13 protein-coding genes are annotated in these 12,152 nt (G+C 62.5%); 5 read left to right on the forward strand and 8 right to left on the reverse strand.

The features are described 5' to 3' along the window. Positions 1–209: 209 nt before the first annotated feature. The gene (gene lepA, locus BLT09_RS07745) at positions 210–2,015 is read right to left on the reverse strand and encodes a translation elongation factor 4 (RefSeq protein WP_027154707.1); all 1,806 of its coding nucleotides are present in this window, start codon (positions 2,013–2,015) and stop codon (positions 210–212) included. A gap of 119 nt (positions 2,016–2,134) precedes the next feature. Between lepA and BLT09_RS07750 the strand changes: the two genes are divergently transcribed. From BLT09_RS07750 to msrA, 3 genes are all read left to right on the forward strand, one after another. Continuing rightward, positions 2,135–3,223: a TadE/TadG family type IV pilus assembly protein gene (locus BLT09_RS07750; protein WP_329608749.1), complete on the forward strand. Its 1,089-nt coding sequence runs from the start codon at positions 2,135–2,137 to the stop codon at positions 3,221–3,223. Between the two features lie 216 nt (positions 3,224–3,439). Beyond that, the gene (locus tag BLT09_RS07755; protein ID WP_091592420.1) at positions 3,440–3,718 is read left to right on the forward strand and encodes a hypothetical protein; all 279 of its coding nucleotides are present in this window, start codon (positions 3,440–3,442) and stop codon (positions 3,716–3,718) included. A gap of 112 nt (positions 3,719–3,830) precedes the next feature. Continuing rightward, complete coding sequence (gene msrA, locus BLT09_RS07760; RefSeq protein ID WP_091592421.1) at positions 3,831–4,571, forward strand: peptide-methionine (S)-S-oxide reductase MsrA; 741 nt, start codon at positions 3,831–3,833, stop codon at positions 4,569–4,571. A gap of 170 nt (positions 4,572–4,741) precedes the next feature. Here the strand turns inward: msrA and BLT09_RS07765 are convergent, their stop codons facing one another. The 7 genes from BLT09_RS07765 to BLT09_RS07795 form a co-directional block, all read right to left on the reverse strand. Beyond that, positions 4,742–5,467: an amino acid ABC transporter ATP-binding protein gene (locus tag BLT09_RS07765; protein WP_027154711.1), complete on the reverse strand. Its 726-nt coding sequence runs from the start codon at positions 5,465–5,467 to the stop codon at positions 4,742–4,744. After that, entirely contained in the window at positions 5,445–6,104 is a 660-nt protein-coding gene (locus tag BLT09_RS07770; protein WP_091591934.1) for an amino acid ABC transporter permease, read from the reverse strand. Before BLT09_RS07770 ends, BLT09_RS07765 begins: the two co-directional genes overlap by 23 nt. A gap of 10 nt (positions 6,105–6,114) precedes the next feature. Continuing rightward, a complete protein-coding gene (locus tag BLT09_RS07775) occupies positions 6,115–6,786 on the reverse strand; it encodes an amino acid ABC transporter permease (protein WP_091591936.1) in 672 nt (223 codons plus the stop codon). 40 nt (positions 6,787–6,826) lie between these two features. Next, positions 6,827–7,597 carry a transporter substrate-binding domain-containing protein gene (locus BLT09_RS07780; protein WP_091592422.1) on the reverse strand — a complete coding sequence of 257 codons (771 nt, stop codon included), beginning with the start codon at positions 7,595–7,597 and terminating at the stop codon, positions 6,827–6,829. A gap of 215 nt (positions 7,598–7,812) precedes the next feature. Then, positions 7,813–8,817 (reverse strand): cytochrome d ubiquinol oxidase subunit II, encoded by a 1,005-nt coding sequence (locus BLT09_RS07785; protein WP_091591938.1) that lies wholly within the window; start codon positions 8,815–8,817, stop codon positions 7,813–7,815. A gap of 10 nt (positions 8,818–8,827) precedes the next feature. Beyond that, complete coding sequence (locus tag BLT09_RS07790; protein ID WP_091591941.1) at positions 8,828–10,186, reverse strand: cytochrome ubiquinol oxidase subunit I; 1,359 nt, start codon at positions 10,184–10,186, stop codon at positions 8,828–8,830. 23 nt (positions 10,187–10,209) lie between these two features. After that, positions 10,210–10,419, reverse strand: a complete 210-nt coding sequence (locus BLT09_RS07795) for a hypothetical protein (RefSeq protein ID WP_091591945.1) — start codon at positions 10,417–10,419, stop codon at positions 10,210–10,212. On the opposite strand from BLT09_RS07795, the gene BLT09_RS07800 reads away from it, so the two are divergent. Both BLT09_RS07800 and BLT09_RS07805 read left to right on the forward strand, forming a co-directional pair. Next, on the forward strand, positions 10,406–11,332 hold the full coding sequence (locus BLT09_RS07800; protein ID WP_091591946.1) for an ABC transporter ATP-binding protein: 927 nt from the start codon (positions 10,406–10,408) through the stop codon (positions 11,330–11,332). The two genes, BLT09_RS07795 and BLT09_RS07800, sit on opposite strands and share 14 nt — an antisense overlap. Beyond that, complete coding sequence (locus BLT09_RS07805; RefSeq protein WP_091591948.1) at positions 11,329–12,090, forward strand: ABC transporter permease; 762 nt, start codon at positions 11,329–11,331, stop codon at positions 12,088–12,090. The genes BLT09_RS07800 and BLT09_RS07805 overlap by 4 nt, the downstream gene beginning before the upstream one ends. The last annotated feature ends 62 nt before the right edge of the window (positions 12,091–12,152 follow it).

Raw genomic sequence — 12,152 nt, forward strand, 5'->3', positions numbered from 1 at the left:
GTGGCAGGGTTTCACGCGGACGGTCGCCGGCCGCTAACAGTAGGTCTTATGGGCCTGCTAGGACGCGGCCGCTGAAATAGCGGACAAGGCGCTGGCGCGCCGTGACTAAAAAGAGTTTTTAGAGTGCTTGCGGCCAATTTCCGCGGTGCAGTTCCAGCCATGCGATGGTCGGGATCCCCGGGGATGCGTCCGGCCAAGGGCCGGACCGCTCAATCCCCCATCTTCAGCGCCTGGATAAACGCCTCCTGAGGGATATCCACTTTGCCGAACTGGCGCATCCGCTTCTTACCCTCTTTCTGCTTGTCGAGCAGCTTGCGTTTGCGTGAGACGTCGCCGCCGTAGCATTTGGCGGTGACGTCCTTGCGCAGCGCCGAGATGGTTTCGCGGGCGATGACCTTGCCGCCTATTGCCGCCTGGATCGGGATCTTGAACAGATGGTTCGGGATCAGCTCCTTCAGCTTCTCGCACATCAAGCGGCCGCGCTTTTCCGCCGCCGTGCGGTGGACCAGCATCGACAGCGCGTCGACCGGCTCCTCATTGACCAGGATCGACATCTTGACCAGGTCGCCTTCCTTGTAATCGGTAAGGTGATAGTCGAAGGAGGCGTAGCCCTTGGAGATCGACTTCAGCCGGTCGTAAAAGTCGAAGACGACCTCGTTGAGCGGCAGGTCATAGGTCAGCATGGCGCGCTTGCCGACATAGGACAAGTCGGCCTGGATGCCGCGCCGGTCCTGGCAGAGTTTTAGGATGCCGCCGAGATACTCGTCAGGGGTGAGGATGGTGGCGCGGATCCACGGCTCCTCGATGGCCGATATCTTGACCACGTCGGGCATGTCGGCGGGGTTGTGCAATTCCTTGGTCGTGCCGTCGTTCAACAGCAGCCGGTAGACGACCGACGGCGCCGTGGCGATGAGGTCGAGGTTGAACTCGCGCTCCAGCCGCTCCTGGATGATTTCCAGATGCAGCAGGCCAAGGAACCCGCAGCGATAGCCGAAACCGAGCGCGGCGCTGGTTTCCATTTCAAAGGAGAAAGAAGCGTCGTTGAGGCGCAGCTTGCCGACTGCGGCGCGCAGATCCTCGAAATCGGCGGCGTCGACCGGGAACAGGCCGCAGAACACCACCGGCTGCGCCGGCTTGAAGCCGGGCAGGGCCTGTGCCGTCTGGCGCTTGTCCTCGGTGATGGTGTCGCCGACGCGGGTGTCGGCGACTTCCTTGATCGAGCCGGTGAAGAAGCCGAACTCGCCGGGGCCGAGTTCGTCTACATTGATGCGGGCCGGCGTGAAGACGCCGGTGCGCTCGACCAGGTACTTGGCGCCGGTGCCCATCATGCGAATGGTCTGGCCCTTCTTCAGCACGCCGTCGATGATGCGGACCAGCACGATGACGCCGAGATAGGCGTCGTACCAGCTGTCGACCAGCATCGCCTTCAGCGGGGCAGCAATGTCGCCCTCGCGCGGCGGCGGCAAATCGTTGACGATCGCCTCCAGCACATCGGGAATCCCGAGGCCGGTCTTGGCCGAGATCAGCACGGCGTTGGAGGCATCGATGCCGATCACCTCCTCGACCTGCTCGCGGATGCGCTCGGGCTCGGCGGCCGGCAGGTCGACCTTGTTCAGCACCACGACGATCTCGTGGTTGTTGTCGATGGCCTGATAGACATTGGCCAATGTCTGCGCCTCGACGCCTTGCGAGGCATCGACGACCAGCAGCGAGCCCTCGCAGGCGGCCAGCGACCGCGACACTTCATAGGCGAAGTCGACATGGCCGGGCGTGTCGATCAGATTCAGGATATAATCCTCGCCATTGCTGGCGTGGTATTTCAGCCGCACCGTCTGCGCCTTGATGGTAATGCCGCGCTCGCGCTCGATATCCATCGAGTCCAGCACCTGCTCCTTCATGTCGCGCAGCTCCAGCCCGCCGGTCAGCTGGATCAGCCGGTCGGCAAGCGTGGATTTGCCATGGTCGATATGCGCGACGATGGAGAAATTGCGGATGTTCTTGATCGGCGTGGTCATGTCGGGCGCTTTAGCAGGGGCAGCTTGCCCGGGCAAGCGGCCGGGCGCCGCATGAGCCGCCGGCGATCGCACGTCGTTAAACTTTGCTCCATCAGATTAGGGCATAATTCGCGGCCTGCGTGATAGGCCACGACCTGTTACCGTTTGGGGAACACGAAATGCCACTGTCCGGAAACCATTTTCTCAGTTCCGAGAGCGGCTCCTTAGCGCCGGTACTCGCCATTATGCTTATCCCGATGTGTGCCGCTCTGGGCCTCTCGGTCGACTATAACGCGGCCATTGCGACCAAGGGCTCGATGCAGAATGCGCTCGATGCCGCGACCCTGTCGATCACGACGCTGCCGACAAGCACGTCATTGGCGGACCGTCAGGTGAAACTGCAGGAGTCGTTTGCGGCCAATAGCGGGCAAGGCACCGCCAAGCTCGACGGCTTCGTCGTCGCCGCCGACGGCACCTCCAGCATCAATGCCTCGGCCAGCTTTGCCATGCCGACGAACTTCATGCAGATCGCCCGCGTCGATACCGTGCAGATCGGCGTCGCGTCGGCGGTGCGCAAGAGGCCGGCGCTGGTGCAGACCACGTTCAAGGTCGACAAAGTGTCGGGCCATTGGAACAAGACGATGACGCTCTACGGCACGAAATTCAGCGAGACGGCGGTCAATCCGTTGATGAAGATCACCTATGTCTACAACAACTTTGGTGATCCGAAAGGCTACGGCACGTCGACAGTGTATACGGTGAATGGATCGACGACCACGAAGGTCCAGGAACAAAAATGCACGACCAGGACGGTGCTCAACTTCCTTAACCTGGTAGTCGGCGCGATTACACAGACGAGCGGTTACACGAAATATGTGACCACCTGTACCAACACCATGTATCCCGCAAACGGCGCCGGCGCCGTAATCGACGTCAGCCTGATGGACAGCCTTTATCTGCAGATGGACGTGCCGTCGGCGCAAATAACCAAGCTCAAGTCGAATGACCCGAACACATCGAACCGGTTGTACCTCAACGGCGTTGAGGTCGCGAACGGCGAAAAGGTGGACATCTTTACCGCGGTGCCGTGCGGCCAATCCAGCCAGCAGGCCTGGGAGGACGGCGGAAATCCCGTGCCAGCTCCAGTGTCCAACGCCGACTTCTTCTACACCGTGACCGGCAAGTGCGACTTCAATCAACGGGCTTCGCAAACAGTGCTTACGCAATAGCGCTGGACGGGGAACGGCGCTAACGCTCGACCTTAATCGAAGCAATGCATTCATAACGCCGCCTGCCACCGGGCGGCGTTTTTATTTGTGGGCCAATTCGAGGACGGGCGGAGGTGGGCGATCACGAAGCGGTGATGGCTGTAACGAAGGCCCAGGCGGCGGCGAAGAGCTGATGTGATCGCCATTCCGGCGCGCCACCAACTCTGGGAGACCATCATGACCGCCTTCACCCGCCTGACCTTGCCGGCACTTGCCTTCGCGCTTTGCTCGACCGCTCTTGTTGCCGGCGGCATTGCCTGCGCCGAAGATGCGATGAAGCCGGCCAATGCGATGGCGACCAATGCCATGAAGCCGGCGACCGACGCGATGAAGCCCGCGGATCCGATGGCGGCCGAAAAGCTGAAGGACTGCATGGACAAGGCTGCCATGGAAACCGACGCGATGAAGAAGGACGAGGCGACCAAGACCTGCGACGCAATGGGCACGGCCAAGTAGGCCACGTCCGGAACGCTGTCGGGCCGCCGATGCACACGCCCGCACGGCAATGTGAAACCGCGACGAACCTATCTGTCGTATAGTCGAAAACCTCATGCAGGAGAGATCAGAGATGGCCGGCATTGAAAGAACCGCCGCGAAACGATTGACCAACGTCGCCTGGGGCGCGCTTGCGGCGCTGATGCTCGCGGCGGCTGGCGCCGCCTTGTGGCAGACGCCGGCGATCGCGGCCGAGGCGGCGGTGGTGATCCCGCCACCGGCGATGGACGAAAAACCCGCCGCCGGCACCGCCAGGGCGATCTTCGCCGGCGGCTGCTTCTGGGGCGTGCAAGGCGTGTTCCAGCACGTCAAGGGCGTGACCAGCGCCGTCTCCGGCTATGCGGGCGGCGACAAGGACACCGCCGTCTACGAGACGGTCGGCACCGGCCGGACCGGGCATGCCGAGGCCGTCGAGATCATCTACGAGCCGTCCAAAGTCAGTTACGGCCAGCTGCTGCAGGTGTATTTCTCGGTCGCGCACAACCCGACGCAGCTGAACTACCAGGGTCCGGACCGCGGCCCGCAATACCGTTCGACGATCTTTGCCGAAAGCGACGCGCAGAAGAAGATCGCCGAGAGCTATATCGCCCAGCTCGGCAAGGCCAAGGTGTTTCCGGAGCCGATCGTGACCACGCTGGAGACGGGGAAAAAATTCTATCCGGCCGAGGACTACCACCAGGACTTTTTGACGCTGAACCCGACCTATCCCTACATCGTCTACAACGACCTGCCAAAGGTCGAGAATTTGAAGACGCTATTCCCAGACCTTTACAGCGACAAGCCGGTGCTGGTGCTGGCCGGCAACAAGAGCTGATCTTTTGCCAGTGTGTACCTGGTGCGTCCTAATGGACGCATGTCGGCGTCAGGTGTGGTGAGGTACAGGTCAGGCCGCGCCGAAAATGGTGGATTCCGAGAACCGGAACGGAGCGCACTTTCGGGTACGCGAGTACCGCCGGGTGCAGGCCGGCTGAATATCAACAAAACTTATTGCACGCCCAGAAACTGCCGGAGCTCCGGCGTCCTGGGATTGGAAAAAACGTCCTCGGGGGCGCCGATCTCGTGGACACGACCCTGATGCATGAAAACGACGCGCGAGCAGACGTCGCGGGCAAAGCGCATCTCGTGGGTGACCATCACCAGCGTCATGCCTTCCGCCGCCAATTCCTTGACGACGGCCAGCACTTCGGCGACGAGCTCGGGATCGAGCGCCGAGGTGATCTCGTCGCATAGCAGCGCGATGGGCTGCATGGCGAGCGCCCGGGCGATCGCCACGCGCTGCTGCTGGCCGCCGGACAATTCGTCCGGCAACGCATCGAACTTGTGGGCGAGACCGACGCGGTCGAGCATTTTTCGCGCGACCGCCTCGGCGTCCTTCTTCGGCGTCTTCTTCACCACCATCTGCGACAGCATGACATTGCCGCCGGCGGTGAGATGCGGAAACAGGTTGAATTGCTGAAAAATCATGCCGACTTTCAGGCGCAGCGCCTTGAGATGCACCTCGTCGGGCAGGAACTGGGCGCCGGCGACGACGATCGAGCCTTCATCGATGGTCTCGAGCCCGTTGATGCAGCGCAGCAGCGTCGACTTGCCCGAACCGCTCTTGCCGATGATGGCGACGACCTCGCCCGGCGCGACGTCGATGGAAATCCCCTTCAGCACCTCGTTGTCGCCGAAGCGCTTCTTCACCTCAGTGATTGCGATGAGCGACATTGAGCTTCCTTTCCAGGAGCTGGCTGGATTTCGACAGCGGCCAGCACAAAGCAAAGTAGATGAGCGCGACCAGGCCATAGACGGTGAACGGCTGGAACGTCGCGTTGGTGACGATCGAACCGGCCTTCGACAGTTCGACGAAGCCGATGATCGAGGTGAGCGCGGTGCCCTTCACCACCTGCACCGAGAAGCCGACGGTCGGCGGCACCGCCACTTTCAGTGCCTGCGGCAGGATGACGTAGCGCATCTGCTGGAGATAACCCATGCCGAGGCTGGCTGACGCCTCCCATTGGCCCTTGGCAATGCTCTCGACGCAGCCACGCCAGATTTCGGCGAGGAAGGCTGCGGTCCACAGGATGAGCGCGACACAGGCGGCAAGCCAGGCGGGAACGTCGATGCCAAACAGGCCAAGCCCGAAGAAAGCCAGAAAGAGCTGCATCAGCAGCGGCGTGCCCTGAAACAGCTGGATGTAGCCGCGTGACAGAAACTGCATCCCACGCCGGCCGCCGATGCGCAAGAAAAGCAGGGCCGCGCCGACGATGCCGCCACCGATGAAGGAGACCAGCGAGAGGACAACGGTCCAGCGGGCGGCCAGAAGCAGGTTACGCAGGATGTCCCAGAAGCTGAACTCGGTCATGGCGCCTGTCTCATCGCGACGCCTTCCTCGGGAACAGCATCCCGCCCAGGCCGGCCAGCAGCTGGCGCAGCAGGATGGCGAGCGCCAGGTAGATCAAAGTGGAGACGATGTAGGTTTCGAAGGCCCTGAAATTGCGCGACTGGATAAAGTTGGCGGCGAAGGTCAGGTCCTCAGCGGCAATCTGCGAAACGACGGCCGAACCCAGCATGACGATGACGATCTGCGACGACAGCGCAGGCCAGATGCGCTGCAGCGCCGGGACCAGAACCACGTGCCAGAAGGCCTGGAACGGGGTCATGGCGAGGCTGGCGCCGGCCTCGAACTGGCCGCGCGGCGTGGCCTGGATGCCGGCGCGGATGATCTCGCAGCTGTAAGCGCCGAGATTGACGATCATGGCGAGGTTGGCGGCGGTCAGCTCCGACATCCTGATGCCAAGCGACGGCAGGCCGAAGAAAATGAAGAACAGCTGGATGAGGAAGGGCGTGTTGCGGATCAGCTCGACATAGGTCGCAACGACGGGTTTTAGCCATTTCGGCCCCAGCGCCCGCACCCAGGCGCAGGCAATGCCCAATGCCACGCCGAACACCGCGCCGATCAGGATAAGCTGCGCGGTGATCCGGATGCCCTTGAGCAGCACCGGCAGAGATCCGATCAGCCAGCTGAAATCGAACTGATAGGTCATGACTTGCTATCCGACCTCAGCCACACGCGGCGGGCGGCGATCACAGCTCAGCCGGCAGGTCCACCTTCAGCCATTTTTGCGAAATGGCGTTGAGGGCGCCATCGGACCTGGCGGCGGCGATGATCCCGTTGATCTTGGCCATCAACGCCGGCTGCTCCTTGTTCATGCCGATGTAGCAAGGCGAGTTCTTGATCAGGAACTTGAGTTCCGGCCGCTTGGGCGGGTTCTTTTCGAGGATGGCGGCGGCGACGACATTCCCGGTCGCGATCACCTCGACCTGGCCGGACAGGAAAGCGGAAATAGTGCCGTTATTGTCCTCGTAGCGCTTGATCTCGACGCTCGCGGGCACAACCTTGGTCAGTTCGAGATCTTCGATCGCGCCGCGGGTGACGCCAACGGTCTTGCCGGCGAGGTCTTCCGCTTTTGCGACGGCGACGTCTGCCGGAGCGAACACGCCGTTGTAGAACGGAGCATAGGCTTCGGAAAAGTCGATGACCTTCTCGCGATCGGGATTCTTGCCGAGGCTGGAAATGACCAGGTCGACTTTGTTGGTCTGGAGATAGGGAATGCGGTTGGCGCTGGTGACCGGGACGATCTCGACCGTGGCGCCGAGCTTTTCGCCAATCAGATTGGCGATGTCGACGTCGTAGCCTTGCGGCGTCATGTCGGCGCCGACACTGCCGAAGGGCGGGAAATCCTGTGGAACGGCGATGCGGACGGTGCCGCGCGCCGCGATGTCGCTCAAGGCGTCGGCCCGCGCCTGCGGAAACGAAGCCATGGCCATTCCAACGGCGGCGGAGAAGGCCAGCATGCAGACATTGCGACGGTTCATTATCTTTCCCTTTGACTGGACAAAACCAATTGGTCGCCAGGGCAAAGCAACAGACATGCCAAACCATCGAAATCGCTGCGAATCGGACTTTCCCGGCGGAATTGGCAAGGTGGGATTGGCAAGGCAGTCTTCACGAGCCGCTGCCGCCCGAGCAATCGACTGCCTAAATATTGTGCAGTTCGGCGGTTTGCCAGTCAGTCGTAGGTCAGATCCGTCGCCTTGCCGCCGAAGACGCGGTAGGCATAAAACGAATAGAAAATGATGATCGGCAGCACCACCACCGTGCCGGCCAGGATGATGGCGAGGCTTTCCGGCGCGGACGCCGCCTGCCAGATGGTCAGCCTGTCGGGCACGACGAAGGGATAGAACGACCAGGCGAGGCCGGCAAAGCCCAGCGTGAAGATGGCGGCCAGCGTCAGGAACGGCGTCAGCGCATGGCGGTCGCCGGCCTTAGGCAGATGGAAGGTCTGCCGCCACAGCCATGCGAACAGCACCGCCGACAGGACCGGCAGCGGCGACAAATAGAGCATGGCCGGCCAGACGAACCATTTGTCGAAGATGCGCGGACTGGCGAGCGGCGTGGCCAGCGAGACGGCGACCATGCCGAGCGCGGTCAGCACCAGCGCCCGGCGCAGCCATAGCACCGCCTTCTTCTGCAATTCGCCTTCCGTCTTGTAGATGACCCAGGCTGCGCCCATCGCCGCGTAGGCGGCGGCAAGGCAGAGCGCCACCAGCGCGCCGAAGGCCATTCCGCCGAGGCCGACATCAAGGCCCAGCACATAGATCCCCAGCATGTAGCCCTGCGCCAGCGATGCGATGACCGAGCCCAGAAAGAAGATGCGGTTCCAGCGATGCTTGTGACCGGCCGGCACCTTGGCCCGGAAATCGAAGGCAACGCCGCGCAGGATCAGGCCGACAAGGAGCAGGAAGACCGGAATGTAGAGCGCGGTGAGGATGGTGCCGTGCGCCAGCGGGAAGGCGACCAGCAGCAGGCCGACGGCCAGCACCAGCCAGGTCTCGTTGGCGTCCCAGAACGGGCCTATTGCGGCGATCATCGTGTCCTGCTCGGCGTCTCCGGCGGCTGCGAACAGGATGCCGATACCGAGGTCAAAGCCGTCGAGGATGACGTAGATCAGGATGGCAAGGCCCATCAGGCCGGCGAAGATGAGGGGGAGCAATGTCGGCCAGTCGAGGGTCATCGCCGTTCTCCTATTTCGCCACCGGCTGCGACAGCGGCGCGTCGAGAACGCCCGGCAGCGGCGAGGCATCGCCGTCCTTCGCCGCCTTCAGCGCCAGATAGACCAGCACGCCGAGATAGGCGATCAGAAGCAGCGCATAGAGGATGAGATAGACCGCGAGCGACAGCGCGACCTGGCTGCCGGCGACCGGGCCGACGGCATCGACAGTTTTCAGCACGCCGGTGACCAGCCACGGTTGGCGGCCGATCTCGGTGGTGTACCAGCCAGCCAGCGTCGCTAGCCAGCCGGACAGCGCCATCGGCACCATCACCAGCGCCAGCGGTCTCGGCAGGCTGTGCCGGCGCTTGAGGAAAAAGGCGGCCGACCAGGAGACGACGAGCATCAGGACGCCGGTGCCGACCATGGTGCGAAAAGCCCAGAACACCGGGAACACCGGCGGGTGGTTGCCGGCATAGTCGTTCAGCCCCGGCACGACGCCGCTGGCGCTGTGCCTGAGGATGAGGCTGGCGCCATCGGGGATGGTGAGCTCGAATTTGTTCTCCCTTGCCGCCTCGTCGGGAAGCGCGAAAAGGACCAGCGGCACATTGGGGCCGGTGTTCCAGTTGGCCTCCATGGCGGCGATCTTCTGCGGCTGATGCTCGAGCGTGTTGAGGCCATGCTGGTCGCCGGCGAAGATCTGGATGGGGATCAGGATCGCCGCGGTGAAAACACCGGTGCGCAAGGCCTTCCACATCGATTCCGAACGGTCGCTATAGAGATAGCGCAGCGCCGACAGGCCGGCGATCAGGAACGAAACCGTCAGGCCGGAGGCAAGCAGCATGTGGACGAGCCGGTAGGGCATGGACGGGTTGAAGACGATCGCCCACCAGTCGGTAGCGTGGGCTACGCCGTCGCGCATCTCGAAGCCGACCGGCGTCTGCATCCATGAATTGAGCGCGATGATCCAGAAGGCGGACAGGGTGGTGCCGCCGGCCACCAGCACGGTTGCCAGCGTGTGGATGCGGTTGGAGACGCGGCGGAAGCCGAACAGCATGATGCCGAGGAACGCCGCCTCGAGGAAAAAGGCGGTGAGTATCTCATAGGCGAGCAGCGGGCCGGCGATGTTGCCGACGGTCTCCATGTAACCCGGCCAGTTGGTGCCGAACTGGAAGCTCATGGTGACGCCCGAAACCACGCCCATGGCGAAGGACAGCGCGAACACCTTCACCCAGGTGAAATAGGCGCGCATCCAGGCGGTATCACCGGTGACGTTGTAGCGAAGCTTGAAGAACAGCAGCATCCACCCAAGCGCGATGGTGATAGCCGGAAACAGGATATGGAACGAGATGTTGGCGCCGAACTGGATGCGCGAAAGGATGAGCGGGTCCATGGCGGGCTCCGGCTGCTGCTATGTCAGGGAAGATAGGCCGGATGCGCCAGGCGGTCAAAGCGGCGTGGCGTCACGCGAGGCGGAACGCCGCAGGACTGCGGCAGCGGTGGATGCGCCGATGTCCAGAATGTCAGGAGTGCCATTGACTTCCGGCCGCGCGCACCGACATTCAGCGGACTAAAATCAACAGACCTCCTTTCAAGCAGCCGTTTTTCAGCCATGCCATCGATCATTGCCATTTCCGGGGTCACCAAGACCTACGCCACCGGTTTCAAAGCGCTGAAGGAGATCAACCTCGATATCGAGCGCGGCGAGATTTTTGCGCTGCTCGGGCCGAACGGCGCCGGCAAGACGACGCTGATCTCGATCGTCTGCGGTATCGTCAACCGCTCGTCGGGCACAGTCAGCGTGGACGGCCACGACATCAGCCGGGATTATCGCGCCGCACGCAGCCTCATCGGGCTGGTGCCGCAGGAACTGACCATCGACGCATTCGAGAGCGTGTGGGCGACGGTCAACTACAGCCGCGGCCTGTTCGGCAAGCCGGCCAACCACGCCTTCGTCGAGAAAGTGCTGCGCGACCTGTCATTGTGGGACAAGAAGGACGCCAAGGCGATCACCCTGTCCGGCGGCATGAAGCGGCGGCTGATGATCGCCAAGGCTCTGTCGCACGAACCGAGGGTGCTGTTCCTCGACGAGCCGACAGCCGGCGTCGACGTCGAGCTGCGTCAGGACATGTGGGCGATGGTGCGCCGGCTGCGCGAGGATGGCGTCACCATCATCCTGACCACCCACTATATCGAGGAGGCCGAGGCGATGGCCGACCGCGTCGGCGTCATCAATCGCGGTGAGATCGTGCTGGTTGAGGACAAGGTGCAACTGATGCGCACGCTCGGCCGCAAACGGCTGTTGCTGGAATTGCGCAGCCCGCTCGCCACCATACCCGAGAAATTGTCGCGCTACGCTTTGGAGCTTTCGCCGGACGGTGATCGACTGACTTACACCTATGACAACCAGAGCGAGCGGCCGGGCGTCGCCTCGCTGCTCCGCGACCTTGAGACGGCCGGCATCCAGTTCCGCGATATCGACACGCAAAACAGCTCGCTCGAGGAGATCTTCGTCAACCTGGTGAGGAAGGGCGCATGAACCTGCGAGCCGTCTGGGCGATCTACAAGATGGAAATGGCGCGCGCCTTTCGGACCGTGCTGCAGAGCATTGTCTCGCCGGTCATCTCGACATCGCTCTATTTCGTCGTCTTCGGCTCGGCCATCGGCTCGCGCATCACCGAGATCGACGGCATCAGCTACGGCGCCTTTATCGTGCCGGGGCTGATCATGCTGTCGCTGCTGACGCAGTCGATCTCCAACGCCTCCTTCGCCATCTATTTCCCGAAATTCGTCGGCTCGATCTACGAGCTGCTGTCGGCGCCGGTGTCCTATCTGGAGATCATCATCGCTTATGTCGGGGGTGCGGCGACCAAGTCGATCATACTCGGCCTGATCATCCTGGGGACCGCGTCGCTGTTCGTGCCGCTGACCATCGAGCATCCGTTCTGGATGCTCTCCTTCCTGTTGCTGACGTCGGTGACCTTCAGCCTGTTCGGGTTCATCATCGGCATCTGGGCGAAGAGCTTCGAGCAGCTGCAGCTGGTGCCGCTGCTGATCATCACGCCGCTTACCTTCCTTGGCGGCAGCTTTTATTCGATCGACATGCTGCCCGGCACCTGGCGCACGGTGACGCTGTTCAACCCTGTCCTTTATCTGGTCAGCGGCTTTCGCTGGAGTTTCTACGGCAAGTCCGACGTCTCGATCGGCATCAGCCTCGGCATGACCGTGGTTTTCCTGCTTATCTGCATCGCGATCGTCGGGTGGATTTTCAGGACCGGCTACCGGCTGCGGAACTGACCGAACGGCCTGCCCAGGCGACGCAGCGCCAGCATCCGAGCGATGTTCCCGACCCAAGACGA

The sequence above is a fragment of the Mesorhizobium muleiense genome, assembly GCF_900099905.1.
Taxonomy (GTDB): Bacteria; Pseudomonadota; Alphaproteobacteria; order Rhizobiales; family Rhizobiaceae; genus Mesorhizobium; species Mesorhizobium muleiense.

Coding starts and splice junctions, on each gene's coding strand:
- BLT09_RS07795 (WP_091591945.1), bottom strand. CDS start 10,419: ATGATCGATGGCATGGCTGAAAAACGGCTGCTTGAAAGGAGGTCTGTT.
- msrA (WP_091592421.1), top strand. CDS start 3,831: ATGGCCGGCATTGAAAGAACCGCCGCGAAACGATTGACCAACGTCGCC.
- lepA (WP_027154707.1), bottom strand. CDS start 2,015: ATGACCACGCCGATCAAGAACATCCGCAATTTCTCCATCGTCGCGCAT.
- BLT09_RS07775 (WP_091591936.1), bottom strand. CDS start 6,786: ATGACCTATCAGTTCGATTTCAGCTGGCTGATCGGATCTCTGCCGGTG.
- BLT09_RS07780 (WP_091592422.1), bottom strand. CDS start 7,597: ATGCTGGCCTTCTCCGCCGCCGTTGGAATGGCCATGGCTTCGTTTCCG.
- BLT09_RS07755 (WP_091592420.1), top strand. CDS start 3,440: ATGACCGCCTTCACCCGCCTGACCTTGCCGGCACTTGCCTTCGCGCTT.
- BLT09_RS07785 (WP_091591938.1), bottom strand. CDS start 8,817: ATGACCCTCGACTGGCCGACATTGCTCCCCCTCATCTTCGCCGGCCTG.
- BLT09_RS07765 (WP_027154711.1), bottom strand. CDS start 5,467: ATGTCGCTCATCGCAATCACTGAGGTGAAGAAGCGCTTCGGCGACAAC.
- BLT09_RS07805 (WP_091591948.1), top strand. CDS start 11,329: ATGAACCTGCGAGCCGTCTGGGCGATCTACAAGATGGAAATGGCGCGC.
- BLT09_RS07790 (WP_091591941.1), bottom strand. CDS start 10,186: ATGGACCCGCTCATCCTTTCGCGCATCCAGTTCGGCGCCAACATCTCG.
- BLT09_RS07800 (WP_091591946.1), top strand. CDS start 10,406: ATGCCATCGATCATTGCCATTTCCGGGGTCACCAAGACCTACGCCACC.
- BLT09_RS07770 (WP_091591934.1), bottom strand. CDS start 6,104: ATGACCGAGTTCAGCTTCTGGGACATCCTGCGTAACCTGCTTCTGGCC.